This window comes from Streptomyces sp. NPDC002138, assembly GCF_040296485.1.
Taxonomy (GTDB): Bacteria; Actinomycetota; Actinomycetes; order Streptomycetales; family Streptomycetaceae; genus Streptomyces.
Genome location: NZ_JBEOXE010000052.1, coordinates 1 through 26,049, shown reverse-complemented (window position 1 = coordinate 26,049; position 26,049 = coordinate 1). Strand labels below are relative to the sequence as shown.

Genomic DNA, 26,049 nt, shown 5'->3' with positions numbered 1-26,049 from the left:
GACATCGAAGGAGTCGAGAGACCGTGACGGACATCGTCGACGAACTGAAGTGGCGCGGGCTGTTCGCCCAGTCCACCGACGAAGAAGCGCTGAGCAAGGCGTTCGCGGACGGTCCGGTCACCTTCTATTGCGGTTTCGACCCGACCGCCGCCTCCCTGCACGTGGGACACCTGGTCCAGGTGCTGACCGTACGCAGGCTCCAGCAGGCCGGGCACCGGCCGCTGGCGCTGGTCGGCGGGGCCACCGGGCAGATCGGCGACCCCCGTCCCACGGCCGAGCGCACCCTGAACGACCCCGAGACGGTCGCGAACTGGGTCGGCCGGCTGCGCTCGCAGATCGAGCCGTTCCTGTCCTTCGAGGGTGAGAACGCCGCGGTCATGGTGAACAACCTGGACTGGACGGCGGGCCTGTCCGCCATCGAGTTCCTGCGGGACATCGGCAAGCACTTCCGGGTCAACAAGATGCTCACGAAGGACTCGGTCGCCAAGCGGCTGGAGTCCGACCAGGGCATCAGCTACACCGAGTTCAGCTACCAGCTGCTCCAGGGCATGGACTTCCTGGAGCTGTACCGGCGCTACGGCTGCACCCTCCAGCAGGGCGGCTCCGACCAGTGGGGCAACCTGACGGCCGGTCTCGACCTGATCCACCGGGTGGAGCCGACGGCGCACGTCCACGCGATGGCGACCCCGCTGATGGTCAAGGCCGACGGCACCAAGTTCGGCAAGTCCGAGAGCGGCGCCGTCTGGCTCGACCCGGAGATGACCACGCCGTACGCGTTCTACCAGTTCTGGCTGAACGTGGACGACCGTGACATCTCCACCTACATGCGGATCCTCTCCTTCAAGACCCGCGAGGAGCTGGAGGAGCTGGAGGCGCAGACCGCCGAGCGGCCGCAGGCGCGCGCCGCGCAGCGCGCGCTGGCCGAGGAGCTGACGACCCTGGTGCACGGCGCGGACCAGTGCGCCGGTGTCATCGCGGCGTCGAAGGCGCTGTTCGGGCAGGGCGAGCTGACGGACCTGGACGAGGCCACGCTGGCCGCGGCCCTGTCCGAGCTGCCCCACGCCAAGGTGGCCGAGCTCGCGCAGGTCGTCGACCTGCTCGTGGAGACCGGTCTGGTCGCGAGCAAGTCGGCCGGCCGGCGCACGGTCAAGGAGGGCGGGGCCTACGTGAACAACGTCAAGGTCACCGCTGAGGACGCGGTGCCCGCCGCGTCGGACCTGCTGCACGGGCGCTGGCTCGTGCTGCGCCGCGGCAAGAAGAACCTGGCCGCGGTCGAGGTCACGGGCTGATCCCCGGTACGACGGCACGGCGGAGGGGCCGGTACGGACGCACTGTCCGGCCGGCCCCTCCGTCGTGACCCGGCGGCCGGGCCGCCGGGGTGGTCCCTGATCCGCTGTCGGCGCCGCTCAGGTCATCTGCCGCCTGTTGCCCCGGACCATCAGGTAGACCATGTCACCCAGCCCGACGATCACGACGGCTCCGGCCAGCTGGAGCAGGTGGCGGATCCAGTCGATGCCCTTGGTGTCGTGCACCCCGATCCAGCTCGCGACGGCGTTGCCGAGGAGGGCGCCAAGGATGCCGAAGATGGTGGTCAGCCATAGGGGCTGGTGCTGCTTGCCAGGCAGGATCGCCCGGGCGATGAGGCCCAGCACGAACCCGACGATGATCGCCCACAACCAATGCATGTCGCCTCCTCGTGGCGCGATGTGCGCATGTCAGCCCAGTCTCGGGCCGGTCCCTCCGGTCCGCACGTCGGGTGACCCCATTCGGGCGATACCCGCCCTCCCCCGCGCGAAGGGGGCGGCGTACGGTGGAAGCGTCCGGACCGGGGAGTGTCCGGCGGGCGGATCGGGTGGTGGAACGTGCGGCGGAAGAAGCGGAACGGGGCCGAGGTCTTCCGGATCACCGGAGCGCGCAAAGGTCTCGCGGAGGACGTGCGGGGCCGGGAGCGCCGGTACGTGATCTCGATGGGGATCAGGACGCTGTCGGTGATCCTGACCGTGATCCTGTGGAACGTGGAACGGCCTGTGGCGATCGTGACGCTCGTACTGGGCGCGCTGCTGCCGTACGTCGCCGTGGTCATCGCCAACGCGGGGCGCGAGTCGGCGCCCTCGCTGCCCTCGCACTTCATCCCCTCGCCTGTGCGCCCCGCACTGGACGCGGGAAACCTCAATAAAAGCTCAGATCAATCATGAAGTTCCGGTGCACCGCACCGGGTCGTGCGTGACATACTGCCTACGCGCTCCGCATCCCCCGTCGGAGCGACGGACCGACGCCGGGCAGCTCCCCCCGTGGCTGCTCGGCGTCGCCCTTCCGTTCGTATGGTTTGTAGGGTTGAGGCTGTGAACTCCCCTGACGCATCGCTTGGCGCGAACGAAACCCCCACCTGCTCCGGCAAGGGCTGCCGCGAGGCCGCCGTGTGGGTCCTGGCGTGGAACAACCCGAAGCTGCACACGCCGGAACGGCGCAAGACCTGGCTCTCCTGCGAGGCGCACCGGGAGCACCTGTCCCAGTTCCTGGGAGTCCGCGGCTTCCTCAAGGACGTCGTGAAGTTCGACGAGTGGGTACAGCCGGAGGGCTCGGACCGTCGGTCCTGACGCCCGCGCTCCGAGCCCTCCGCCGGCTGCCTAGCCGCCGATCGCGGACATGGGGCGGTCGGGCTGGAGGAAGGTGGGGTCGTCCAGGCCGGAACCGGCCTTCTTGCCCCACATCGCCACCTTCCACAGGCGGGCGATCTCCTCGTCCGGGGCGCCCGAGCGCAGGGCCGCGCGCAGGTCGGACTCCTCGGTGGCGAACAGGCACGTACGGATCTGGCCGTCGGCGGTGAGCCGGGTGCGGTCGCAGGCCCCGCAGAACGGGCGGGTGACCGAGGCGATGACGCCGACGGTCGCCGGGCCGCCGTCGACCACCCAGCGCTCGGCCGGGGCGGAGCCGCGTTCGTCGGCGCCTTCCTCGGTGAGCGTGAAGCGGGTGCGCAGGGACGTGAGGATGTCCCCGGCGGTGATCATCCCGTCGCGCTTCCAGCCGTGCTGGGCGTCGAGCGGCATCTGCTCGATGAAGCGGAGCTCGTACTCGTTCTCCACGGCCCAGGCGAGCAGGTCGGGGGCCTCGTCGTCGTTGAGGCCGGGCATCAGGACGGCGTTGACCTTCACCGGCGTGAGGCCGGCCTCGCGGGCCGCGGCCATGCCCTCGATGACGTCCTTGTGCCGGTCGCGGCGGGTCAGGGTCTTGAAGACGTCGGGCCGCAGCGTGTCCAGGGAGACGTTGACCCGGTCCAGGCCCGCGGCCTTGAGGGCCGCGGCGGTGCGCTTGAGGCCGATGCCGTTGGTGGTGAGGGACATCTTGGGGCGCGGCTCCAGGGCCGCGCACCGCTCGACGATCCCGACGAGGCCGGGCCGCAGCAGCGGTTCCCCGCCGGTGAAGCGGACCTCGGTGATGCCCAGGCTGGTGACGGCTATGCGGACCAGCCGGACGATCTCGTCGTCGGTGAGCAGGTCCGGCTTGCCGAGCCACTGCAGTCCCTCTTCGGGCATGCAGTACGTGCAGCGCAGGTTGCACCGGTCGGTCAGTGAGACGCGCAGGTCAGTGGCCACGCGGCCGAAGGTGTCGATGAGCACTGTGGGCCCCCTCCCTGTCCGGTTTCGTAGAGGTTGACGCCACTGTGGATGGGTGCATGCGTCGTTGTCGAGCCTACGCGACGCCCGCGCCCAGTAGGGCTGCCCAAAGGAACGAGACGCGGCGTTGCCGTGTCGTAGGGATCTACGACACGGCAACGCCGGGTGTTGGGTCACTCTCCCGCGCGCACCAGGTCAGTGCGCGCCCGTACCGGTGAGGGAGCGCACTTCCAGTTCCGCGAATTTCTCGGCGTCGGCCGGTTCCTTGGAGAGCAGGGTCCCCAGCCACCCCAGGAGGAAGCCGAGCGGGATGGAGATCAGACCCGGGTTCTCGAGCGGGAACCAGTGGAAGTCCACGTTCTTGAACATCGAGGTCTTGGCGTTTCCGGACACGACCGGGGAGAACAGCACCAGGACGACCGAGGAGATCAGGCCACCGTAGATGGACCACAGCGCGCCCTGGGTGGTGAAGCGCTTCCAGAAGAGGCTGTAGAGGATCGTCGGGAGGTTGGCGGAGGCGGCGACCGCGAAGGCGAGGGCGACCAGACCGGCGACGTTCATGTCGCGGGCGAAGGCGCCGAGCACGATGGCGGCGGCGCCGATGAAGACGGTGGCCCAGCGGGCGGCCCGCATCTCCTCCTTCTCGGTGGCCTTCCCCTTGCGGATCACATTCGCGTAGATGTCGTGCGCGAAGGACGAGGAGGAGGCGAGGGTGAGGCCCGCGACGACGGCGAGGATGGTGGCGAAGGCGACCGCCGAGATGACGGCGAGCAGGACCGCGCCGCCGGTGGTGCCGACGCCGCCCAGGTACTCGGCGAGCTGCGGGGCCGCCGCGTTGCCCGCCGGGTTCTTCGCCTTGATCTCCTTCGGGCCGATGAGGGCCGCGGCGCCGAAGCCGAGGGCGATCGTCATCAGGTAGAAGGCGCCGATGATGCCGATGGCCCAGTTCACGGACTTGCGGGCGGCCTTCGCGGTGGGCACGGTGTAGAAGCGGATCAGGATGTGCGGCAGGCCCGCGGTGCCGAGGACCAGGGCGAGGCCGAGCGAGATGAAGTCCAGCTTGGAGGTGCCGGTGGCGCCGTACTTCAGCCCCGGCTCCAGGAACTTTCCTCCCTTGCCGCTCTTCTCCGCGGCCGTCCCGAGCAGGTCCGAGACGTTGAAGTGGAACTTCCACAGCACCATGAAGGTCATCAGCAGCGCGCCCGCGATGAGCAGCACGGCCTTGACCATCTGCACCCAGGTGGTGCCCTTCATCCCGCCGATCGTGACGTACACGATCATCAGGACGCCCACCAGCGCGACGATGAGGATCTTGCCCGCGTCACTGGTGATGCCGAGCAGCAGCGAGACCAGGACGCCCGCGCCCGCCATCTGCGCGAGCAGGTAGAAGATCGAGACGACGATGGTGGAGGCACCCGCGGCGGTGCGCACCGGGCGCTGGCGCATCCGGAAGGCCAGCACGTCGCCCATCGTGTAGCGGCCCGCGTTGCGCAGCGGCTCGGCGACCAGGAGCAGGGCCACCAGCCAGGCGACCAGGAAGCCGATGGAGTAGAGGAAGCCGTCGTAGCCGAAGAGCGCGATGGCTCCGGCGATGCCGAGGAAGGACGCGGCGGACATGTAGTCGCCGGAGACGGCGAGCCCGTTCTGGAAGGCGGTGAACTGGCGGCCGCCCGCGTAGAAGTCGGAGGCGCTCTTGGTCTGCCGTCCGGCCCAGACGGTGATGCCCAGGGTCGCGGCGACGAAGACCGCGAAGAGGGTGATGATCAGCGGCCGGTGCTCGGTGGTCGAGCCGGCGGCGAGCTGGATCGCGGCGGAGCTGCTCATGCGTCGGCCTCCATACGGGACTTGATGGCCTCGGCCTTGGGGTCGAGCTTGGTCGCCGCGTACCGCGAGTAGAGCCAGGCGATGACGAAGGTGCTGACGAACTGGAGGAGGCCGAAGACCAGGGCGACGTTGATGTTGCCGAAGAGCTTGGTCCCCATGAAGCCGCCCGCGTAGTTCGAGAGGAACACGAACAGCAGGTACCAGGTGACGAAGGCGATGGTGAGCGGGAACGCGAAGGAGTGGTGGGAGCGGCGCAGGGCCGCGAACTCGGCGCTCTGCTGCACCTGGACGAACGCTTCGGCCGTGGGACCGGCCGCATACGGGAAGCCGGTCTGGCCGGCGGCCGCTCCGTCGGGCGGCGGCGCTGCTTGCGTGGTCACGGGCGGCTCTCCTTGGGACGCGGGCGCGGTGGGGACGACGGACAAGACGACCTCCATGAGGGGGTGGTGGTGCTGAGCCCCCCTGTCAACGGCACGGCCGGCGCGTCGGGACGGTTCAACACCCGCTGTTTTTTCGGAGAGTGGGCTTCCGGATGGCGGTCCCGGGGGACTGATTTCTCGAACTGATGGCGCGGACCAGAACACCGGCGCTAGCTTCACCTGTCATGAACCCGTCGTGACGCAATCCGCGTCAGGACGGCTTTTTCACGGATGATGTGGAGAACCCATGGCTCATCTGGGAACCGCCCGCCGGCGTGCGCTCGCCGTGCCGGTCGGCCTGGTGCTCACCGCCTCGCTCGCCTTCCTCCCCTCGGTCGCGGCCTCCGCCGCACCGCTGGAGGCGGTGGCCGCGGCCAGGCCCACCGCCGCGGGTCCGGAGCTGTCGTACGTGGTGAACCTGACCACCTATGCCGAGGCGAAGGACGCGCAGAAGGCCGTCGAGCGGGCCGGCGGCACCGTGGTGACGGCGTATGAGCAGATCGGGGTCGTGATCGCGCACTCCCAGAACCCCGACTTCGCCAAGACCCTGCGGACCCAGCGCGGGCTCGTGGTCTCGGTCGGCGCCACCCGTACGGCCCCGCTCAAGGCGGTGCAGACCGACGAGGAGGGCACCACCCAGAAGCTCAGCGCGGCCGACGCCGCCAAGGCGGCGGCGCAGGCGGCGCCGGGCGAGGAGCCGCTGGAGCCCAACCAGTGGGACCTGCGGGCGATCAAGGCCGACCAGGCTCACAAGATCAACGATGGCAGCCCGGACGTCACGGTGGGCGTCATCGACACGGGAGTGGACGACACCCACCCCGATCTGGCGGCCAACTTCTCCAAGGGACAGTCCGCCAACTGTGTCGGCGGGGTCGCCGACACGACCGAGGGCGCCTGGCGCCCGTACGCCGACGGCAGCGACCACGGCACCCACGTCGCCGGGACCATCGCGGCCGCCCGCAACGGCATCGGCATCACCGGAGTGGCGCCCGGGGTGAAGGTCGCCGCGATCAAGGTGGCCGAGCCGGGGACCAACCTGTTCTTCGCCGAGGCGGTGGTCTGCGGGTTCGTGTTCGCCGCCGAACACCACATCGCGGTGACGAACAACAGCTATTACATGGACCCCTGGTACTTCAACTGCAAGACGGACGACGACCAGAAGGCCCTCGTCGAGGCCCTCACCCGGGCGAGCCGTTACGCCGAGCACAAGGGCACCCTGACCGTGGCCGCGGCGGGCAACGAGAACTGGGACCTGGCCGCGGCCTCGATCCTGGACGAGACCAGCCCGGACGACGCGACCCCGTCGCCGCGCACCATCGACCCCAAGGTCTGCCCGTCCCTGCCGGCGCAGCTGCCGGGCGTGGTCACGGTGACGGCCACCGGTGACCAGGGCCTGCGCTCGTACTACTCCAGCTACGGGCTGGGCGTGGCCGACGTGACCGCCCCGGGCGGCGACAAGTGGCAGATCCCGGCCACCCCGGACGCCAACGGGCGGATCCTGTCGACCCTGCCGGGCGGCGGCTACGGCTACAAGCAGGGCACCTCGATGGCGACCCCGCACGTCGTGGGCGTCCTGGCGCTGCTCAAGAGCGCGCACCCGTGGGCCGCGCCGTCGCAGCTCCAGTCGCTGCTCAAGCTCCAGGCGGACAGGAAGGCCTGCCCGGAGAAGATCTACGACGCGACCGGTGCCCTCGTGAACGCGGTCGGCTGCACCAGCAAGTGGGGCCAGACGAGTTACTACGGCGCGGGCATGGTGAACGCCCTCGACGCGGTGAAGTAGGCCGGGAGAACGACGCAGGGGCCGGGCGGGAGTCTCCCCGCCCGGCCCCTGTCCCGCTCCGGGTGCGTCAGGCCTTGATCATGACCTTGAGGGCGCTGCGGTCGTCCATCGCGCGGTAGCCGTCCGGCACCTCGTCCAGGGCCACGGTGCGGTCGAAGACGGGCGCCGGGTCGATGGTGCCGTTCAGTACGTCCGCCAGCAGCTCCGGGATGTAGGCGCGGACCGGGGCCACGCCTCCGCGCAGGGTGATGTTGCGGTCGAACATGACCCCGAGGTCCAGGCCCGTACCGCTGCCGTGCGGCACGCCGACGTAGCCGATGGCACCGCCGTCGCGGGTGATGTTCACGGCGGTGCGCATGGACTGCTCGGTGCCGACGGCCTCGATGACCGCGTGCGCGCCCTGCCCGCCCGTCAGCTCGCGCACGGCCGCCTCGGCGGCCTCGCCGCGCTCGGCCACCACGTCGGTGGCGCCGAAGAGCTTCGCGATGTCGGTACGGGCGGTGTGGCGGCCCAGGGCGATGATCCGCTCGGCGCCGAGGCGCTTGGCGGCCAGGACGCCGCACAGGCCGACCGCGCCGTCGCCGACGACGGCGACGGTGGAGCCCTTGCGGACGCCCGCGCCCAGGGCCGCGTGGTGGCCGGTGCCCATGACGTCGGAGAGCGCGAGCAGCCCGGTGAGCAGGTGCTCGTCGCCGACGGCCTCGGCGGGCAGCTTCACCAGGGTGCCGTCGGCGTGCGGGACGCGGACGGCCTCGCCCTGGCCGCCGTCGAAGCCGACCGAGCCCCAGAAACCGCCGTGGACGCAGGAGGTATGCAGGCCCTCGACGCAGTAGTCGCAGGTGCCGTCGGACCACATGAAGGGCGCCACGACCAGGTCGCCCGCGCGCAGCCCGGAGACGGCGGAGCCGGTCTCCTCGACGATGCCGAGGAACTCGTGCCCGATGCGCTGGCCCGGCTGGCGCTCGGCCTCGCCGCGGTAGGCCCACAGGTCGCTGCCGCAGATGCAGGCGCGCAGCACGCGCACGACGGCGTCTTCGGGCCGCTGGACCGCGGCGTCGGGCACCTCCTCCACACGGATGTCGTGCGGGGCATGGATGACGGTGGCGCGCATGGTGCGGTCCTTCTGTGACGTCAGGGAATCAGCGTGGCCGGGGCGGTCAGACTGGTACGACTTCCCTACGGTACGCCCGGTCATCCGCGAGGGTTCCCTCGGTCAGCAGGTACTGCGCGGCCGCGTAGGTCGCCATGACCCAGAAGGCGGGCCGGGGCAGCTGCGGCCAGTCGGCCACGCCGGTGGCGATGAGGGTGTCGGAGAGCAGGAACAGCGCCCCGCCGAGCCCGGCCTTCCACCCCGGCGCCCCGGACCGCCAGGCCATCGCGGTCAGCAGCAGGCTGTATCCGGCGACCGGGATCCGCAGCCCGGCCGGGAGGTCCCCCCAGAGCAGCGACACGGTCCCGACGAGCGCGAGCCCGTACGCCGCCCCCGCGAGCGGGGAGACCGGGCGCCGCCCGAAGAGGACCAGGTAGCAGAGGTGTCCGAGGGCGAAGGAGCCCATGCCGATCAGGAAGGCGGGGTCGGCGTCGAAGAGCAGCGCGAGGTCCCCGCCCCACCCGAAGCACAGCGCGGCGACCAGGGGCCGGGGCGCGCCGCGGGTGAGGGCGTAGGCGATGAGCAGGGGCATCAGGAGCGGCTTGAAGATCAGGTGCCCGGTCTCCCAGCCCGCGAGCAGCGAGCCGAGGTCGGCGGCGGTGGCGAGGGCGAAGCCGCCGAGCGCCGCGGGGCCGGGGGCGGGGCGGCGGGCGCTCACGCGGCGGGCCCGGCGGTGGGGGCCGCGGGCGCCGCGGCACCGGCGGCGGCCGGGGCGGGGGCCGGCGTCGTGGCGGGCTGCCAGCCGGGTCCGCGGAAGACCCGTCCGGCGCGCTCGCGCCAGCTGGTGGCGGCGCGCACGTCCCGGGCGATGGCGGCGTACTCGTGCGTGGCCACGCGCAGCGGGTTGTAGGTCTCGATGTTCTTGGTGAGGCCGAACTCGGGGCGGTCGGTCTCCCCCACCCAGGAACCGAACATCCGGTCCCAGACGATCAGGATCCCGGCGAAGTTGCGGTCGAGGTAGCCGCCCTGGGAGGCGTGGTGGACGCGGTGGTGGGAGGGGGTGTTGAAGACGTACTCGACGGGCCGGGGCAGCTTGCCGATGCGCTCGGTGTGGATCCAGAACTGGTAGACGAGGTTGACCGAATAGCAGAAGGCGACCGCGGCCGGGTGGACGCCGAGGGCGATCATCGGCAGGTAGAACGGCCAGGAGGTCCAGCTGGTCCAGGGCTGGCGCAGCGCGGTGGTGAGGTTGAACTTGCGGCTGCTGTGGTGCACCACGTGGCAGGCCCACAGGACGCGGATGACGTGGTGGCCGCGGTGCTGCCAGTAGTACAGGAAGTCCTGCACGAGCAGCATGAGGGGCAGGGTCCACCACAGGACGGGGACGCGCAGCGGGGTCAGCTCGTAGACCGCCGCGTAGATCAGCGCGATCGGGATCTTCCAGAGGAAGTCGAAGACGAGGCTGCCGAGTCCCATGCCGACGCTGGTGGCGGCGTCCTTGGCGGTGTACCCGGCTGCGTCCTCGTCGGGATGGAGCCGGTAGCTCACCAGCTCGACCACCGTGAGCAGCACAAAGGCAGGTATGGACCACAGCACGACATCGGGCAGGTTCGGCATGACCGCACCATAGAGGCGCGTCCCACCGGGCCGCTAGATGTTGTTACCGATCGGTATCCATCGGTGTTACCCCCGGTACCGGAGATACTGTCCGACCGGGGCGGGGAGGCCATGTGAGCGGATTAGAGCCGGTTCTCTTGAAGGTGGCGGGCACGGCGCTGGGCGCGCTCGTCAAAGCACTGCTGGCGCAGGGCCCGGGGGCGGGCACCACCGCCGATCCGGCCCGCCCGGCCCCGCGCTGGCGCCGTCCGGCGGAACTGGGCGAGGCGGAGCTGGCCCACCTCACCACCACCCTCGCCGGGCGCCTGCACACCCCCGGTTCCCGGCTCCCCGAGCACGAGCGGCTGGCCGCGCTGGACGCCGTACGGGACGCCTTCGCCGGGCTCGGCGCGCTGGACCCCGGCGCCCTGTTCGCCCTCGACCTCGACCCGGACCGGCTCGCCGCGGCCCTGCCCGGCCCGCCGCCCGGCCTGGGCGACGCCGCGCGGGCGCTCTACGGGGAGCTGCTGGAGCTGTGCTGCCGCCACGCCGTCGAGTACGTCACCACGCTGCCGGGCTTCGGCGCCCGCGCGGACCTGGAGGTGATCCGGCGCACGGGGGACCTCGCCCGCGAGCTGGACGTCGTACGGGACCGGTTGGGGCCCGCGCCCGGCTCGGCGGCCGCGGACTTCGAGGAGCGGTACGCGGCCTACGTCGCGGCGGCCCACGGGCGCCTGGAGCTGTACGGGCTGACCTTCAGCCAGGCCCGCCAGGAATGGCCGCTGGACCTGGCCTACATCAGCCTCTCGGTCAGCGGCGACCAGCCGTACGAGGAGCTGGGGCGCCAGGCGGTGACCACCGTCGAGACGGCGCTCGGCTCCTCCCCCCGCGTCCTGCTGCGCGGGCCCGCCGGCTCGGGCAAGAGCACCCTGGTCCAGTGGCTGGCCCTGAACGCGGCCCGCCGCAGCTTCGGCCCGGAACTGCGCGGCCTCAACGCCCACGTGCCCTTCGTGCTGCGGCTGCGCTCCTTCACCTCGCGCGACACGCTGCCGATGCCGGAGGAGTTCCTGCGCGCCTGCGGGATACCGATCCACGGGGAGGCGCCGCCCGGCTGGGTCAGCTCGGTGCTGCGCGCGGGCCGGGCCCTGATCCTGATCGACGGGGTCGACGAGGTGCCGCAGCGGCTGCGCAACCGGACCGAGGCGTGGATCTGGTCGCTGGTCGACGCCTATCCCGAGGCCCGGTACATCGTCACCACCCGGCCCTCCGCGGTGCGCGACGACTGGCTCTCGGGCCACGCCTTCGCCCCCGTGTCCCTGCTGCCGATGGAACGCAAGGACGTCCAGGCGTTCCTGACGCACTGGCACGACGCGGCGCGCGCGGAATGCGGATCCGCAGAGGGCCGGGCCGAGCTGGACCGGTACGAGACCTCCCTCGGCCAGGCGGTCCGGCTGCGCCGGGACCTCGGCAGGCTCGCCACCAACCCCCTGATGTGCGCGCTGCTGTGCGCGCTGAACCGGGACCGGCACATGCACCTGCCCCGGGCCCGGAAGGAGTTGTACGACGCCGCGCTCGACATGCTGCTCGTCCGCCGGGACAGCGAACGGGAGATCATCGGCGTCGAGGGGGTCTACCTCACCCGGGACGAACAGACCCTGCTGCTCCAGCGGCTCGCCTACTGGCTGATCCGCAACGGCCAGGTCGAGGCGGACTGCGACGAGGCCGTGGAGATGGTCGACGAGTGGCTGGACGCCATGCCGCAGGCCCGGGCCCAGGGCACGGCCCGGCAGGTCTTCCGGCACCTGCTGATCCGCAGCGGCCTGCTCCGCGAGCCGGTCCCGGGCTCGGTGCACTTCGTCCACCGCACCTTCCGCGACTACCTGGGCGCCAAGGCGGCCGTCGAGGCGCGGGACTTCGGCGTCCTGGTGCAGAACGCCCACGAGGACGACTGGTACGACGTCATCCGGATGGCGGTCGGCCATGCCCGCCCCGACGAACGCGCGCGCCTGCTGCGGCAGTTACTGCGCCGCTCCGAGCGGGTCAAGCGGGACAGCAGCCGGCTGGTGCTGCTCGCGGCGGCCTGCCTGGAGCACGCCCCCGAGCTGGACCCGGAGGTGTGGCGGGAGGTGGAGACCCGTACCGCCCACCTGCTGCCGCCGCACTCGGTGGGCCAGGCCGAGGAGCTGGCGAAGGCGGGCGAACTGGTCCTGGAGCTGCTGCCGGAGCCCGCGGACCTCACCGAGGCCGAGGCGGCAGCGACCATCCGCACGGCGGCCCTGGTCGGCGGAGACCGGGCGCTCCAGGTCATCGCCGGGTTCCGGCGGGACGACCGCTACGAGGTGAGCCACGAGATCTGCGGTTCGTGGGGCCTGTTCCCCACCGAGGACTTCGCGGACGCGGTGCTCGCCGACGCCCCCGTCCGCAGCGCGCACCTGCACGTCAGCACCCCCGAGCAGCTGGCCGCCCTCGACCGGCTCCCGCACATCCGCCGGCTCCACCTCACCTGGGACCAGGGGGTGCCGCCGGCCGTCACGGCCCGCCGGGACCTGGAATGGCTGGTCCTGCAGCGCAATCCCGGGCTGACCGGTCTGGCGGAGCTGACGGGCCTTCCCGCGCTGCGCCACCTCGGGGTCTACGACTGCCCGAACCTCACCGGCATCGAGGCGGTCGCCGAACTCCCGGCGGACAGCCTCGCCTTCGGGTACCTGCGCGACGGCCTCTCGCTGGCCCCGCTGGCACAGGTGCCCGGGCTGCGCTCGCTCGTCATCGGGTACGAGCCCCGGGAGCGCCGGATCGGGGACGTCCCGGCCGCCGGGACCCTGACCTCGCTGTCGCTGTGGCAGGGGGCGCGGGGGCTGACCCTGGACGGGATCGACCGCTGGCCGGGGGTGGAGAGCCTGACGATCGCCGGGCCCTGGCAGTACGGGCAGCTGGTCTCGCGGCTTCCGCTGGGCGGGCTGCGGAGCCTGGAGATCCGGCACACCGCGCCGGTGTCGATCGGCGCCCTCACCCCGTACCGGTGGCTGACCGGGCTGCACCTGCGCCGCTGCGGGATCGAGGGGACGCTGGAGGCGGTCGCCGAGTTCCCGGAGCTGCGGCGGCTGACGCTGACCGAGTGCTCCGGGCCGGTCGACCTCTCCCCGCTCGCGGCCCTGGACGGGCTGACCGTGGAGCTGGACCGGCGCACCACCTTCACCGGGGCGGAGCGGATCCCGCCCGAGAAGGTCAGGTACGTCGGGAACTGAGCCTCCCGCCGGGCGCCCCGGCCCGGTCGGGACCCGGGCCGCCCGGCGGGGAAGGCGCCGCTACCAGACGCGCACCGACGCGCCCCGGGCGAAGGCCGGGCTGGTGGCCTGCGGCGGGATCTCGGTCAGGGGTTCGGCGATCTCCGAGACGAGCGGGCCGTGCTGGGCGGCCAGCGCGTCCAGGAACGGCAGGTCGAAGCCGTACACGCGGGCCGCGTTGCCGCCGGCCATGGCCGCCACCTCCTCCCGGGGCAGGCCCGCGTAGGCGATGCGCAGGCCTTCGCGGGAGAAGGGGGTGGTGCCCTCGTCGTGGGGGTAGTCGCTGCCCCACATGATCTTGTCGAGGCCGATCCGGCCGCGCAGCGGCACCTCGTGGGGGCGCATGAAGCTCGCGCCCACGAAGCAGTTGTCCCGCCAGACCTCGCTCGGGCCCTTGCCCATCGAATCCGCCAGGCCCGCGCCGAACTTGGACTCGGCGGTGGCGGCCTTCGCCGCGGAGTTCACCAGGCGGCCGTGGTAGTAGTCCAGCATCTCCAGGACGCCCGGGATCCAGCCGGACCCCTGCTCCGTCAGGACCAGTTTGAGGCCCGGGTGGCGGCGGAAGGCGCCGCCGAAGATGAGGTGCCACAGGGCGCGGTGCGAGAACCAGGTGGTCTCCACCATGAAGACGGCGCGGGCCGCCGGTTCGTCCCCCAGCGGCGGCGAGGCGGAGCCGCCGTGGTGGTTGACCGGGACGTCCAGCTCGTCGCAGACCGCCCAGATCGGGTCGTACGCCGCCGAGTACAGCTCGGGGACCGGCGAGCCCGGCGGGACGCCCGGCAGCAGGATCCCCCCGGTCAGGCCCGCGGCCCGGGTGCGCCGGATCTCCGCGACCGCCGCGTCGACGTCGTTGAGCAGGATCTGGACCACCCCGGCCCGCCGCCCCGGCGCGTCCGCGCAGAAGTCGGCCAGCCAGCGGTTGTGCGCCTGGAGCCCGGCCCAGCGCAGCGCGTACTCGGCGGCGGTCGGCGGCTGGGCCATCAGGGAGGCCTTGGGGAAGAAGGGCGGGATGGTGTTGGGGAACAGCACCTCCGCCACGATCCCGTCCGCCTCCAGCTCGGCCAGCCGGCGCGGGGAGTTCCAGTTCCGGTCGGCGGTGTCGGCGAGGAGGTCCTCGTACGGATTGACGTACCCGGCGGCCCAGGCGTCGAACTCGTCGTGGTGGCGCTTCTCCAGGTACGGCTTGTAGTCCAGCAGGTCGGCGCCCGCGTGGCAGTCCGCCGAGATGACCGTGTACCGGTCCTCGGAGCCCGTCATCCGTTCACCCCCAGCACCGGGAAGTCGCCGCCGGTCAGCCAGTGGCGGCCGGTCTCGCGCGAGCGGGACCAGGAGGCCTCGACGGCCGCCTGGTCGGCGGACTGGCCCAGCTCGGCCGGGGTCGGGCCGATCCGGGCGGCCAGCGGGGCGAGGGCCGCGGTGTCGAAGCCGAAGACCTCGGCGGCGGCCAGCCCCAGCATCCGGCGGGTCTCCTCGACCGGGATGTCGTGGAAGGTGTTCTTCAGCCAGGTCCGGGTGTTCGGCCAGGTGCCCTCGGGGTGCGGGAAGTCCGAGCCCCACAGGATGTTGTCCACGCCGATCTCGTAGCGCTGGGCCAGCTCGCGGCGCTTGGTGTTGGTCGCGCAGACGAAGACCTGGCGGTCCAGGTACTCGCTGGGCGGGCGCTTGAGCTCCGCGAACGGCGAGAGCTTCTTGCCGCCGTGCGCGCCGAGGTAGAGCCGGTCCATGAACCACAGCTGGTTGGGCAGCCACCAGCAGCCGGACTCGGCGACCCCGAACTTCAGGCCCGGGTGCCGCTCGAAGACCCCCGACCAGAGCAGGAACCACAGGGGGCGGGAGGGCCACCAGGTGACCTCGGAGACGTAGATCCCGAGGTGGTCGCCGTACTCGTGGCGCGGCGCGGCCCCCGAGTGGGTGACGATCGGCATCGCGGTCTCGGCGGCCGCCGCCCACACGGGGTCGTAACGGCGGTCGTGGTAGGGCGCCTTGTCCACCCACATGGACGGGATCATCAGCGCGCCGAGCCCGGACTCCTTGGCCCGGTGGATCTCCGCGACGACCCGGTCCGGTTCGCCCGTGATGGGGAGCAGGGCCACCCCGCAGTGCCGCTGCGGGTTCTGGGACACGAATTCGGCGAGCCAGCGGTTGTGCGCCTGCGCCCCCGCCATGCCCAGCTCGGGGTCCTGGTCGCCGGAGAGGCCGAGGCCGACGCCGAAGGGCGCGGCGGTCTGGCTGTCGACCGCGTCGGCGTCGGGGAAGACCACCTCGGCGGCGACGCCGTCACCGTCGAGCTCCTTGAGCCGCTGGGTGGCGTCCCAGCCGCCCTTGAGTCCCTCCTCGTGGTCGTGGAACCACTTCTCGGCGAAGGCCTCGTTACGGATGCCCAGGCGGGTGGCCTCCTCGCGGCGGGCGTCGCGCTGGCCGAGGAACTCGTCGAACCGGGGGTGGAAGCGGCGCTCCAGGTACGGGCGGTACCGCTCGGTCGGCAGGCCCGCGTGGCAGTCGGAGGAGATGATCAGATACGGATCTTCGTACGCGTTCACTGCGAGGCCCCTCAGTCGAGGATGAAGCTTTCCAGGTAGGCGGGGTTGGCGCGGTCGAGCATCGACTGCGACCGGGCGCGGATCTGCCGGTCGCTGTGCTCGCTGTCCGGGAGCATCCAGAAGCGGTCGGCGCGGATGCCGTCGACCACGTGCCCGGCGACCTCCTCGACCGGGGTGAAGTGCACCTCGTGCCCGGCCTGCTTCATGGCGGCCTCGTACTGGTCGAGGCTGCGGTACGGGGCCTTGCGCGGGCGTTCCTTGGCGTACCGATCGGGCCGGTTGCGGTGGGACTCCCAGAGTCCGGTGCGCAGCATGTGCGGCCCGGGGAAGAGGACGGAGGCGCCGACCTGCGCTCCCTCCGCCTTGAGGTGGGCGTACAGCGATTCGGTCATGGTGACCACGGCCGCCTTGGTGACGGCGTAGACGGAAGCGGTGGGCAGGGGGGCGATGCCGCCGTCGCCGGAGGAGGTGTTGACGACGTGGCCCGGAGCCCCGCCCGCGATCATGCGGGGGACGAAGGCCTGGATGCCGTGGAAGACGCCCCAGACGTTGACGGAGAAGGCCCATTTCCAGTCGTTGGGCTCGTGTTCCCACATGCGGCCCTCGGCGCCGGAGCCGACGCCCGCGTTGTTGCAGAGCACGTGGACCGCGCCGAAGGTCTCGTAGGCGGCGTCGGCGAGGGAGAGCACCGAGGCGCGCTCGCTGACGTCGACGGTCCTGGCGAGCACCTCGGCCCCGTCGGCGGCGAGTTCGTCGGCCGCCTCGCGCAGGGCGCCCTCCTCGACGTCGGCGAGGACCACCCTCATCCCCTCCGCGGCGAAGCGGCGGGCCATGGCCCGTCCGATGCCACTGGCCGCGCCGGTGACGACGGCCACCTGTCCCGGTTCGATCCGCATCTCAGACGCTCCCCGCCGACGATCCTTCGGGGGGCGCGTCGAGGATCTGCATCGGGTCGTCGTAGCGCTGGTGGATGTACGGGAGGAGCGCCCGGGCGCTGACCCGCTCGACCACCCTGCCCTTCTGGTCGGTGGTCTTCTCGCCGATGGTGATCTCGACGACGCGGCGCACCGGCAGGTCCGCGACCGGGTCGAACATCGACTCGCGCAGGACGATGTCACCCGTGACGTGTTCCAGCTTGCGGACCTTCTCGTTGCGCGTGCAGTGCACGAGGACGGGGTCGCCGTCGAAGCCCCCGCCGTCCACGGCGGGCAGGAACTTGAAGTAGAAGTCGGTCTTCGTGGTGGGCTCGGGCAGCGGCAGCTCGCGGTCCACCGCTCCGCGCACCTCGACGAAGGCGATCCCGTGCCGGGCGAGGGAGGCCCGGACGACGAGCCCGTCGCGCTCGACGGCGACCTCGCCCAGCTTCTTCGGCTCGCCGAACACCTCACGGCCGCCGGTCAGGGCGCGCTCGTGGGTCATCGGCATGACGAGCGGGTACCAGCCCTCGACCCCGCCGTGCCGGGCCGCGACGGCCACGGAGCCCGCGCCGAGCGGGTAGCCGGGCAGGTCGACCTTGCTGATGTTGGCCCGTACGAGAGGCCGTTCGGCGGGCTTGAGCGGCGGCGGGAGCACCGCGGCCACCACGTCCGGATCGCTCTCCCAGACGGCCACCACACCGGTGGACCAGATGTCGGGGAGCTTGGAGCTCTTCTCGCGCGAAGCCGAGATCTCGGCTTCGGTCCGCGCGCCGTACCGTACGCGTGCCATGGGAAGCACCACCCTTCAGCGGGTCCCCCCGGCGGGAGCCGGGGGAGGTCTGTAACACAGTTACACCGACACCGATGAAGGGTAAAGAGGGCTGCACCCACCAGAACTGACGGACCGCCAGATCAACCGGAGAGTTGGGGAACCGCGATGGCCAGGAGTTCGCTCACCCGCGAGGAGGTGCTGGAGACCGCCGCTTCGCTGGTCAAACAGCACGGCCCGGCGTCCCTCACCATGCGCAAGCTGGCCGCCGAACTGGGCACGGCGGTGACCTCCATCTACTGGCACGTCGGCAACCGCGAATCGCTGCTCGACGCACTCGTCGAGCGGACCGTCCGGGACATGGGCGCGGTCCGCCCCACCGGCCGCACCCCGGCGGAGCGGATCGTCTCGGTGGCCCGGATCCTGCGCCGGGAACTGCGCGAGCGCCCGCACCTGATCGCGATGGTGCACGAACGCGGGCTGACCGAGCGGATGTTCCTGCCCGCGCAGCAGGCGCTCGTGCACGAGGTGCACGCGGCGGGGCTGCGCGGGGCCCGCGCGGCGGACGCCGTCCGCGTGGTCCAGTTCCAGATCGTCGGCTTCGTCCTCATCGAACGCAACCGGGAGCGCTCCCCCGCCCAGTCCCCCGCCGAGGGGGAGGTCTGGGACCCGGCGGCCGCCCCCGACGATCCGGCCCTCTCCCGCGCGCTGGCCCGCCCGGCCGATCCGGAACGCCTCTTCCTGCTGTCGGTCCGCACGCTGGTGCGCGCCCTGCTGGCGCCGGAGGGGGCCGCCGGATAAACGCTTTGCGCCGCGCCGCGCCCCGTGATGGGATCGGTGCACACGGGGGCGGCTCCCCGGCGCGCATCCTTCTCACCTGCCGAAAACACCCGCGCGCCCACTCTCCGCCCCCGTTCTTCACGTCCGCGGAGGGGAACCCATAGCTACCGTCGAGTCCGTCCTGCTGCGCCGGCTCCAGACCTTCTACGTCGACCCGGCGCCCGAGCGGGCCACCGGCGGCGGGTCCGCCCTGCGCAGGCTGGAAGCCGAGCTCCTGGGACGCGGCCACATCCTGCGCCCCGAGCTGTACGCGGCCCTGGCCGCGCTGCCGTCCGGGGAACTGGCCGACGCCCATCGCGGCCTCGTCGCCCTGATCGACGGCCTGCTCGGCGCGGACCGGACCCACACCCCGCTCTTCCGCCGCTTCCCGGTGATCCCGGTGGTCGTGCCGCGCGACACCGACCGCCTCTACGTGGACCGGGTCTTCGCGCACCTCCTCCAGCAGGCGGACCAGCCGTGCGTGCTCTGCGGAGAGCAGCGCACCGTCTTCCCGGTGTCCCCGTGCGCCCACCTCGTGTGCCGGCTGTGCTGGGACGGCGCCGACTACTCCGGCTGCCCCCTGTGCCACCGGCGGATCGATCCCGCCGACCCCTTCCTGCGTCCCGTCCGGGCCGTCGGCGCCGCCAAGCCCGCCCGGCAGGGCCCGCTCCGGCTGCTGCGGCTCGGCACCGACCGGGCCGCCGACGCGGCCCCGATCGTGGCGGCGCTGCTCGCCCGGCGCACCCCGCTCTCCCCGCAGGACCGCGAGGACCTGGTCACGCTGCTGCCGCTGAGCCCGGCCGCGCGCGGCGAACTCCCCGCGGAGATCCCCGTACGCGAGACCAAGGCGCTGGTCCTGGCCACGCTCCTGGCCGACCCCGGGGCGCGGGAGGCCGTCCGGCCGCTGCTGCGCGACCGGCTGACCACCGCCACCGACGTGCTGCGGCTGCTCGCCGTTCTGTCCGGCGGGGACCCGGGGCTGCTGCCGCTGCCGTCCCGCTTCGTCTCCCTCGGGCGCCCGCTGCGGCGCGAACTGCTGGGCGTACTGGACGCCTTGCCGGCCCCGTACCTCGTCGAGGACCTGTTGCGGCACCCGACCGGCTGGAAGCGCGCGGCCGAGACCCTGCACCCCTTCGAGCGGCACGCCCGGCACCCGCGCGCCGCGCTCGCCTTCGCCGCCCTGCGCGGCACCCCGCTGTCCGGGCCGCTGGGCGCGAGCCTGCGGGTGAGCGCCGCCGCGCATCCCGACGCCGTGCGGATCGACCCGGACGGCTCCCGGATCCGGCCCTCGACCTGGGGCGGCCGGCTGGAGCAGGCCCTCGCCGGGGGTGCCCCGGAGGCGGCCGCCGCGCTGGCCGGGCAGCGGCCGGGCGAACTGGTGCGCCGGCTCGACCACCTGATGCGCCTGCACACCGGGGACCTCCCGGTGCCGGAGCTCGCGCGGGCACTGGAGCGCGGGCTGCCCTCGGTGGGGCCCGGCCCCCTGCTGTCGGCGCTCGGAGCGCTGCGCGTGCGCGCCGAGGACCGGCTCGGCGCGCGCCGGGTGTTCTTCCCCCGCGGGGAGGTCCTGCGCGCCCAGTCGGTGGCGGAGGACCGGCCGCCGCTGCCGGCGCCGCTGGTGCGGGCCGTCGTCGGGCTGCTGGAGGGCGAGGTGCTGCGGCGGTTCGCCCGGCCCGGGGAGCGGCCGTACGAACTGGCCGTCATCGACTCCGGGCTCGGCGCCCTCGCCGTCCCCTTCGCCGAGCGCGATACGGCCAGGTCCCTGGTCGCGGTGCCGAGGGGCAGCGTGCAGGGCCTGCCGCCCGGCGAGGTGCTGCGGCTGTTCCTGCACTGGACGGAGCCGAGGGGCCATCGCACCGACCTCGACCTGTCGGTGGCCTTCTTCGACGCCGACTGGCGGTTCACCGGACGCTGCGACTACACGCGGCTCACGCACGGGCCGCACGGCGCCGCCGTGCACTCCGGTGACCTGACCTCGGCGCCCGCGCCCGCCGGGGCGACCGAGTACGTCGACCTGGACCTGGCGAAGCTCGCCGCGCACGGGGACGCGTACGCGGTCCCCCTGGTCTTCAGCTTCAACAACGTGCCCTTCGACGAGCTGCCCGACGCCTTCGCGGGGTTCATGACCCTGCCGGCGGACGGCGCGCGGGGCGCCTCCTACGATCCGCGGACCGTGCGCCAGCGCTTCGACCTGGCGGGCGGGTCCCGGGCGTACCTGCCGATGGTGGTGGACCTGGGCGCCCGCGAGGCCCTGTGGGCGGACGTCCATCTGCCTCCTTCGGGCTCCTTCCAGAGCGTCGACGCCTCGGGCGGCGACCGGCTGGGGGCCGCGGCCCGCGACGTCCTCGCGCACTTCGGCTCCGGCACCCGCGCGACGCTGTGGGACCTCGCGGTGTGGCGGGCCGCCGCCCGGACCCGGGAGGTGGCCGTGATCCGGCGGGCGCCGCGGCCCGGGCCGCTCGACGGACTCGACGGACTCGACGGACTCGACGAGCTGTGGCTCTACCGGGCCGCCGACGGTGAGGAGCCGGCCGCCTTCGCCTCCCGGATCGCGGCCCTGGAGGCGCCCGAGGAGCGCCGACCGCACGCGGACGCCGACGCAGCGGCCGCCGAACTGGCCGCCGGGAAGCACGCGTTCGTCGCGCTGACCTATGCGAGCGTGGCTCCCGAGGGTGGTTCGGGGACGGCCTACCGGCTCTTTCCCGGTCCCGCCGAAGTCCCCGCGGACTTCGTCCGGGTGACCGCCGGGGACCTCGTCGCCGAGCTGGGCTGAGGCGGTCGGGCCACGGCTGTCGGTCCGGGCCGATATCCTCTGTGACCATGCTCGACGACCGTACGACCGCAGAGACGCTCTGGCCGACCGCCTACCCGCAGGGGTACGCGGTCGTCGACGTGGAGACCACCGGGCTCGCGCGCGACGACCGGATAATCTCCGCCGCCGTCTACCGGCTGGACGCGCAGGGCAATGTGGAGGACCACTGGTACACGCTGGTCAACCCGCAGCGCGACCCCGGCCCGGTCTGGATCCACGGACTGACCACCGACATGCTCCAGGACGCGCCGCTCTTCGGTGAGATCGCCGAAGAGTTCGCCGGGCGCCTCGCGGACCGGGTGCTCGTCGCGCACAACGCCATCTTCGACTGGCAGATGATCGCCCGGGAGTACGCGCGGGCCGCGGCGACCGCGCCGGTCCGTCAGCGGCTGTGCACCATCGCCCTGTCGAAGGAGCTGAACCTCCCGCTGCCCAACCACAAGCTGGAGTCGCTCGCCGCACACTTCGGCGTGGTCCAGCAGCGCGCCCACCACGCGCTCGACGACGCCCGGGTGCTGGCCGAGGCCTTCCGGCCCTCCCTGCACGCGGCCGCCCGCGACGGCGTGCGGCTGCCGCTGCTGGAGTGCCGCCCGCTGACGGAGTGGTCGGACACCCCCGCCACCCCGCGCATCGGTCACCAGGCCTCCTACCGGGGCGCGGGCGCGGGCAGCTGGCGCCAGTCGCGCAAGCGGCCGCCGTGCCCGCACCCGAACCCGGGGCGGTACGAGGACGGCAAGCCGCTCAAGCAGGGCATGCGGATCGCCTTCTCCGGTGACACCTCGGTGGACCGGGAGCTGCTGGAGGACCGCGCCGTCGAGGCGGGGCTGCATGTCGCGACGAGCGTGTCGCGGCTCACCAGCCTGCTCGTGACCAACGACCCGGACTCGGCCACCTCGAAGACGGTCAAGGCGAAGACCTTCGGCACCCCCGTCGTCGACGAGGCCGGCTTCACACAGCTGCTGCGGGACGTGGCTGCGTCAGACGGGTGAGCGTCGGGCGACTCGCCCGGCGACCGCTTTCCCGCCCGGCCCGTCCGGTCCCACTCTGTGGCGCATGGCACGTTGTGAGGTTTGCGGAAACGATTACGGCATGTCCTTCGAGGTGCACGCGCAGGGCGCGGTGCACGTCTTCGACTGCTTCTCCTGCGCCATCCACCGCATGGCGCCCATCTGTGAGCACTGCCGGGTCCAGATCATCGGCCAGGGCGTCGAGGTCGACAAGCAGTGGTTCTGCGGGGCGCACTGCGCCCGCGCGGAAGGGAAGGTGGGTGTCGTCGACCGCACCTGACGGACGGCCGCGCGCGGGCGGGCGCCACGCCTGACCGGCGGCTTCCGGCGGGCGGGTCACCCGCTCGCCGGGGCTCGCGGCGCGAGGGGTACCGTCAAGGGCGTGTACCGCTTCGTACTGACCCGGCAGTGGCTGGGCCTGCACCTCCTGGCCCTCGTGCTGATCCCCTCGATGATCCAGCTGGGGTTCTGGCAGTTCCACCGCCATGAACACAAGGTCGCCCAGAACGAGCTGATCGCGGCGAACCTGTCCGCGAAGCCCGCTCCGATGACCGGGCTGACCTCGCCCGGGCACGAGGTTCCGCGCGCCGACTTCTGGCGTGCGGTCACCGCCACCGGCACCTACGACACCGCGCACGAGGTCGTCGTACGGATGCGGACCTCCAACAGCGGCAAGGTCGGCTTCCAGGTGGTCACCCCGCTGGTGCTGGGCGACGGCCGGGCCGTCCTGGTCAACCGCGGCTGGGTGCCCGGCGGCGGCGATCCGCGCGCCTATCCCCCGGTGCCCGCCCCGCCGTCGGGCGAGGTCACGGTGACCGGCAGGCTGAAGGCCGACGAGACCGCCGGTGACAGCGGCATCCGGGACCGCGCGGGCCTGCCGGACCGCCAGGTGATGCTCATCAACAGCGGGCAGCAGGCGGAGTACCTCAAGAAGCAGGTGCTCGGCGGCTATCTGGAGCTGACCGATCCGGTCCCGCCGGGCGGCAGCCCCGAGCCGGTCGCCGACCCCGACCACGACTCGATCGGCCCGCACATGGCCTACGCCGTGCAGTGGTGGCTGTTCACCGCCGCCGTGCCGGTGGGCTGGGTGATCCTGGTCCGGCGCGAGAAGCGCGACCGCGAGGAGGCGGCGGCGAAGGCCGCGGCCGCGGCGGAAAGCCCCGACGGCGGCGCCGGACCCGGCGGATCCGGGGAGCCCGAGCCCGCGACGGCGTAACGTACCGGCATGGATCTTGGACTGAAGGACCGTGTCTACGTCGTCACCGGAGCCACCCGTGGCCTCGGCTTCGCCAGTGCCCGCGAGCTGACCGCCGACGGCGCGCGGGTCGTCATCACCGGCCGGGACGAGAAGCGGGTGGCCGACGCCGCCGCCGCGCTCGGCCCGAACGCGGTCGGCGCCGTCGCCGACAACGCCGACCCGGCTGCCGCCGCCCGCCTCGTCGCCACCGCCCGCGAGCGGTTCGGCCGCTTCGACGGCATCCTCATCAGCGTCGGTGGCCCCGCTCCCGGCGTGGGCGCCGACAACACCGACGAACAGTGGCGGACGGCCTTCGAGTCGGTCTTCCTGGGCGCGGTGCGCCTGGCCCGCACGGCCGCCGCCGAACTGGGCCAGGGCGGGGTCATCGGCTTCGTGCTCTCCGGCTCGGTGCACGAGCCGATCCCCGGGCTGACCATCTCCAACGGGCTGCGCCCGGGGCTCGCGGGCTTCGCCAAGTCCCTCTCCGTCGACCTCGGCCCGCGCGGGATCCGGGTGGTCGGCCTGCTGCCGGCGCGGATCGACACCGACCGGGTGCGCGAGCTGGACTCCCTCTCGGGCGACGCGGCGGCGTCCCGCGCGGCCAACGAGGCCCGCATCCCGCTGCGCCGTTACGGCACGGACCAGGAGTTCGGCCGCGCCGCGGCCTTCCTGCTCTCCCCCGCGGCCTCGTACCTGACGGGCGTCATGCTCCCGGTCGACGGCGGCGCCCGCCACGGGTTCTGAGCGGGACGACCCTCAGCTGACGCGCTGGGCCCGGTGGTCCGCGACGTGGAAGCGGGCCTCCGTGGGCAGTTCGGCCAGGCCCGCGGAGGTACGGGCGTGGTCGAGGACCGGGCCGGCCAGCGCGGCGAGGACGTCCGCGGGGACGGCGTGCGGCTCCAGCCGCAGCGCGAGCCGCAGGGCGGGCGCGGCGCGGCGGCCGCGCAGGGCGACCCGGCAGTGGGCGACCCCGTCGAGCGCGCCCGCCTCCGCGGCCACCGCCTCCTCCAGCGCCCGGCCGCGCAGCAGGGCGAAGGCGCCGTCCCCCGTGTCGACCACGACGGCCGGGAGCCGGGAGCGGCGCAGCTGGGCCAGCAGCCACCACAGCGCGAGCAGCACACACAGCGTGAGGGCCGCGACGACGGCCCACCACCACCAGCCCCCGCTGGGCCAGTGCCGCCGCCGGGCGGCGCTCAGCAGGGGCGCGTGGCGGCCCTCCAGCGGCTGGTGGCCGGTCAGGACGGCGGCGCCGCCCGCCAGCAGCACGAGCCCGACGAGGGCGAGCAGGATCCGGTTGACCACCCCGAGCATCTGCGGAGTCACCCCTTCCCGGCCGGCCCGACCCGCACGCGCGGCTGCGGCGCGTGGGCCAGGCCCAGTTCGGCGAGTCCGACGGCGAGGACCGCTTCCAGGTCCGCCCGTACGTCGTCCAGTTCACGGAAGTGCGAGGCGGCGCGCACGGTGACGCGGGACCGGGTCATGGTGACCCTCGCCGACTGGACCCCGGAGACCTCCATGGCCCGGTCCCGCAGCACCAGCGCGGCGGCCTTGCGGCCGATCCCGGCGCGCACCCCGGCGCCGTCGCCCGGGGGGCGCATGGGCAGGACCGCGCGCAGCCCGGGGGCGACCGCGAGGAACAGCAGCGCCGCCCCGGCCAGGACCAGCACGGCGCCGCCGATGACCACCCCGGTGTCGGCGGGGGCGTGCCGCTCCAGCAGCCGGGCCAGTTCGCGGCGCCAGCGCATGCCGGGGCGCTGGGCGCGGACGGCGGCGAGGTCGTAGAGGAAGACCCCGGCGGCGCACAGCACCACGAGGGCGGTGAGCGCGGCGGGGACCCGGCGGGCGGAGCGGAAGCGCGGGGCGGCGGCCGACTCGGCCGGAGCCTTGCGGAGTTCGACGGGCGCCGTCACCGCAGCCGGTCCCGTCGGGCGGGGCCGACCTGGGCGGGGTGCAGGCGTTCGACGTCGACGTCCACTTCCGGGACGGTCATCCCGGCGCAGTCCTCGATCCGGTGGGCGACCTGGCGGCGTACCGCGGCGCACTGGGCGGCGATATCGGCGGGGTAGCCGAGCTCCAGGCTGATCCGGACCCGGGCGATGTCGTGGTGGACGGTGACCGTGGCGTGCGGGGGCGCGGCCTCGGCGGGCGGGGCGGCGGGCAGACCCGCCAGGGCCTCCCGGGCCGCCTGCGCCGCGATCTTGGCCACGACCCGGTCGGCGATCCGGGTGGCGCCCCGGTCGGCGGGGGCCGCGTCGGGCTTCCGGCGCCGCGTTCCGCGACTTTCGGGCACTGCGGGCGCCCGCGCCGTCCTCCTTTCGTATCGGCCGGGACACCGGCGGGG

25 protein-coding genes are annotated in these 26,049 nt (G+C 73.0%); 11 read left to right on the top strand and 14 right to left on the bottom strand.

The annotated features are described in order from the left end of the window. Positions 1 to 23: 23 nt before the first annotated feature. The gene (gene tyrS / locus ABT084_RS28090) at positions 24 to 1,289 is read left to right on the top strand and encodes a tyrosine--tRNA ligase (protein ID WP_351049518.1); all 1,266 of its coding nucleotides are present in this window, start codon (positions 24 to 26) and stop codon (positions 1,287 to 1,289) included. Positions 1,290 to 1,406: 117 nt separating this feature from the next. Here the strand turns inward: tyrS and ABT084_RS28085 are convergent, their stop codons facing one another. Then, positions 1,407 to 1,685: a GlsB/YeaQ/YmgE family stress response membrane protein gene (locus ABT084_RS28085; protein WP_351049515.1), complete on the bottom strand. Its 279-nt coding sequence runs from the start codon at positions 1,683 to 1,685 to the stop codon at positions 1,407 to 1,409. A gap of 177 nt (positions 1,686 to 1,862) precedes the next feature. Here ABT084_RS28085 and ABT084_RS28080 point away from each other — a divergent pair, with 177 nt between their 5' ends. Both ABT084_RS28080 and ABT084_RS28075 read left to right on the top strand, forming a co-directional pair. Then, the gene (locus tag ABT084_RS28080; protein ID WP_351049513.1) at positions 1,863 to 2,195 is read left to right on the top strand and encodes a DUF3099 domain-containing protein; all 333 of its coding nucleotides are present in this window, start codon (positions 1,863 to 1,865) and stop codon (positions 2,193 to 2,195) included. Positions 2,196 to 2,342: 147 nt separating this feature from the next. Next, positions 2,343 to 2,597, top strand: a complete 255-nt coding sequence (locus tag ABT084_RS28075; RefSeq protein WP_351049510.1) for a hypothetical protein — start codon at positions 2,343 to 2,345, stop codon at positions 2,595 to 2,597. 30 nt (positions 2,598 to 2,627) lie between these two features. On the opposite strand, the gene moaA is transcribed toward ABT084_RS28075, so the two are convergent. The 3 genes from moaA to ABT084_RS28060 form a co-directional block, all read right to left on the bottom strand. Continuing rightward, on the bottom strand, positions 2,628 to 3,617 hold the full coding sequence (gene moaA / locus ABT084_RS28070; protein WP_351049507.1) for a GTP 3',8-cyclase MoaA: 990 nt from the start codon (positions 3,615 to 3,617) through the stop codon (positions 2,628 to 2,630). Between the two features lie 192 nt (positions 3,618 to 3,809). After that, on the bottom strand, positions 3,810 to 5,438 hold the full coding sequence (locus ABT084_RS28065; RefSeq protein WP_351049506.1) for a monocarboxylic acid transporter: 1,629 nt from the start codon (positions 5,436 to 5,438) through the stop codon (positions 3,810 to 3,812). Continuing rightward, entirely contained in the window at positions 5,435 to 5,818 is a 384-nt protein-coding gene (locus tag ABT084_RS28060; protein WP_351049503.1) for a DUF485 domain-containing protein, read from the bottom strand. The genes ABT084_RS28065 and ABT084_RS28060 overlap by 4 nt, the downstream gene beginning before the upstream one ends. 286 nt (positions 5,819 to 6,104) lie before the next feature. On the opposite strand from ABT084_RS28060, the gene ABT084_RS28055 reads away from it, so the two are divergent. Further along, on the top strand, positions 6,105 to 7,637 hold the full coding sequence (locus tag ABT084_RS28055) for a S8 family peptidase (protein WP_351049501.1): 1,533 nt from the start codon (positions 6,105 to 6,107) through the stop codon (positions 7,635 to 7,637). A 67-nt stretch (positions 7,638 to 7,704) separates the two neighbouring features. On the opposite strand, the gene ABT084_RS28050 is transcribed toward ABT084_RS28055, so the two are convergent. The 3 genes from ABT084_RS28050 to ABT084_RS28040 are packed head-to-tail and all read right to left on the bottom strand — an operon-like array spanning position 7,705 to position 10,344. After that, entirely contained in the window at positions 7,705 to 8,748 is a 1,044-nt protein-coding gene (locus tag ABT084_RS28050; protein ID WP_351049498.1) for a zinc-dependent alcohol dehydrogenase family protein, read from the bottom strand. Positions 8,749 to 8,794: 46 nt separating this feature from the next. Continuing rightward, on the bottom strand, positions 8,795 to 9,445 hold the full coding sequence (locus ABT084_RS28045; protein WP_351049495.1) for a lysoplasmalogenase: 651 nt from the start codon (positions 9,443 to 9,445) through the stop codon (positions 8,795 to 8,797). Further along, on the bottom strand, positions 9,442 to 10,344 hold the full coding sequence (locus ABT084_RS28040) for a sterol desaturase family protein (protein WP_351049493.1): 903 nt from the start codon (positions 10,342 to 10,344) through the stop codon (positions 9,442 to 9,444). Before ABT084_RS28040 ends, ABT084_RS28045 begins: the two co-directional genes overlap by 4 nt. 113 nt (positions 10,345 to 10,457) lie before the next feature. Between ABT084_RS28040 and ABT084_RS28035 the strand changes: the two genes are divergently transcribed. After that, entirely contained in the window at positions 10,458 to 13,568 is a 3,111-nt protein-coding gene (locus ABT084_RS28035) for an NACHT domain-containing protein (RefSeq protein ID WP_351049490.1), read from the top strand. A gap of 60 nt (positions 13,569 to 13,628) precedes the next feature. On the opposite strand, the gene ABT084_RS28030 is transcribed toward ABT084_RS28035, so the two are convergent. From ABT084_RS28030 to ABT084_RS28015, 4 genes are read right to left on the bottom strand one after another with little or no spacing between them, the layout of a single operon-like run. Beyond that, positions 13,629 to 14,864, bottom strand: coding sequence for an amidohydrolase family protein (locus tag ABT084_RS28030; RefSeq protein WP_351049487.1), 1,236 nt, complete (start codon positions 14,862 to 14,864; stop codon positions 13,629 to 13,631). Next, on the bottom strand, positions 14,861 to 16,147 hold the full coding sequence (locus ABT084_RS28025; RefSeq protein ID WP_351049484.1) for an amidohydrolase family protein: 1,287 nt from the start codon (positions 16,145 to 16,147) through the stop codon (positions 14,861 to 14,863). The genes ABT084_RS28030 and ABT084_RS28025 overlap by 4 nt, the downstream gene beginning before the upstream one ends. 11 nt (positions 16,148 to 16,158) lie before the next feature. Beyond that, positions 16,159 to 17,043: an SDR family NAD(P)-dependent oxidoreductase gene (locus tag ABT084_RS28020; protein ID WP_351049481.1), complete on the bottom strand. Its 885-nt coding sequence runs from the start codon at positions 17,041 to 17,043 to the stop codon at positions 16,159 to 16,161. A gap of 1 nt (position 17,044) precedes the next feature. After that, on the bottom strand, positions 17,045 to 17,854 hold the full coding sequence (locus ABT084_RS28015; RefSeq protein ID WP_351049480.1) for an acetoacetate decarboxylase family protein: 810 nt from the start codon (positions 17,852 to 17,854) through the stop codon (positions 17,045 to 17,047). A gap of 147 nt (positions 17,855 to 18,001) precedes the next feature. On the opposite strand from ABT084_RS28015, the gene ABT084_RS28010 reads away from it, so the two are divergent. The 6 genes from ABT084_RS28010 (at position 18,002) to ABT084_RS27985 (ending at position 24,452) form a co-directional block, all read left to right on the top strand. Next, on the top strand, positions 18,002 to 18,634 hold the full coding sequence (locus tag ABT084_RS28010) for a TetR/AcrR family transcriptional regulator (protein ID WP_351049477.1): 633 nt from the start codon (positions 18,002 to 18,004) through the stop codon (positions 18,632 to 18,634). Between the two features lie 139 nt (positions 18,635 to 18,773). Then, entirely contained in the window at positions 18,774 to 21,425 is a 2,652-nt protein-coding gene (locus ABT084_RS28005) for an MXAN_6230/SCO0854 family RING domain-containing protein (protein WP_351049593.1), read from the top strand. A 41-nt stretch (positions 21,426 to 21,466) separates the two neighbouring features. Continuing rightward, positions 21,467 to 22,453, top strand: coding sequence for a DEDDh family exonuclease (locus tag ABT084_RS28000; RefSeq protein ID WP_351049475.1), 987 nt, complete (start codon positions 21,467 to 21,469; stop codon positions 22,451 to 22,453). Between the two features lie 64 nt (positions 22,454 to 22,517). Further along, the gene (locus ABT084_RS27995; protein ID WP_351049472.1) at positions 22,518 to 22,751 is read left to right on the top strand and encodes a metallothionein; all 234 of its coding nucleotides are present in this window, start codon (positions 22,518 to 22,520) and stop codon (positions 22,749 to 22,751) included. A gap of 102 nt (positions 22,752 to 22,853) precedes the next feature. Then, positions 22,854 to 23,687, top strand: a complete 834-nt coding sequence (locus ABT084_RS27990; protein WP_351049469.1) for an SURF1 family cytochrome oxidase biogenesis protein — start codon at positions 22,854 to 22,856, stop codon at positions 23,685 to 23,687. A gap of 9 nt (positions 23,688 to 23,696) precedes the next feature. Then, a complete protein-coding gene (locus ABT084_RS27985) occupies positions 23,697 to 24,452 on the top strand; it encodes an SDR family oxidoreductase (RefSeq protein WP_351049466.1) in 756 nt (251 codons plus the stop codon). Between the two features lie 12 nt (positions 24,453 to 24,464). Here the strand turns inward: ABT084_RS27985 and amaP are convergent, their stop codons facing one another. From amaP to ABT084_RS27970, 3 genes are read right to left on the bottom strand one after another with little or no spacing between them, the layout of a single operon-like run. After that, positions 24,465 to 25,019: an alkaline shock response membrane anchor protein AmaP gene (amaP, locus tag ABT084_RS27980; protein ID WP_351049591.1), complete on the bottom strand. Its 555-nt coding sequence runs from the start codon at positions 25,017 to 25,019 to the stop codon at positions 24,465 to 24,467. A gap of 8 nt (positions 25,020 to 25,027) precedes the next feature. Further along, positions 25,028 to 25,618 (bottom strand): DUF6286 domain-containing protein, encoded by a 591-nt coding sequence (locus ABT084_RS27975; protein ID WP_351049463.1) that lies wholly within the window; start codon positions 25,616 to 25,618, stop codon positions 25,028 to 25,030. Then, the gene (locus tag ABT084_RS27970; RefSeq protein ID WP_351049461.1) at positions 25,615 to 25,998 is read right to left on the bottom strand and encodes an Asp23/Gls24 family envelope stress response protein; all 384 of its coding nucleotides are present in this window, start codon (positions 25,996 to 25,998) and stop codon (positions 25,615 to 25,617) included. Before ABT084_RS27970 ends, ABT084_RS27975 begins: the two co-directional genes overlap by 4 nt. Between the last annotated feature and the right edge of the window lie 51 nt (positions 25,999 to 26,049).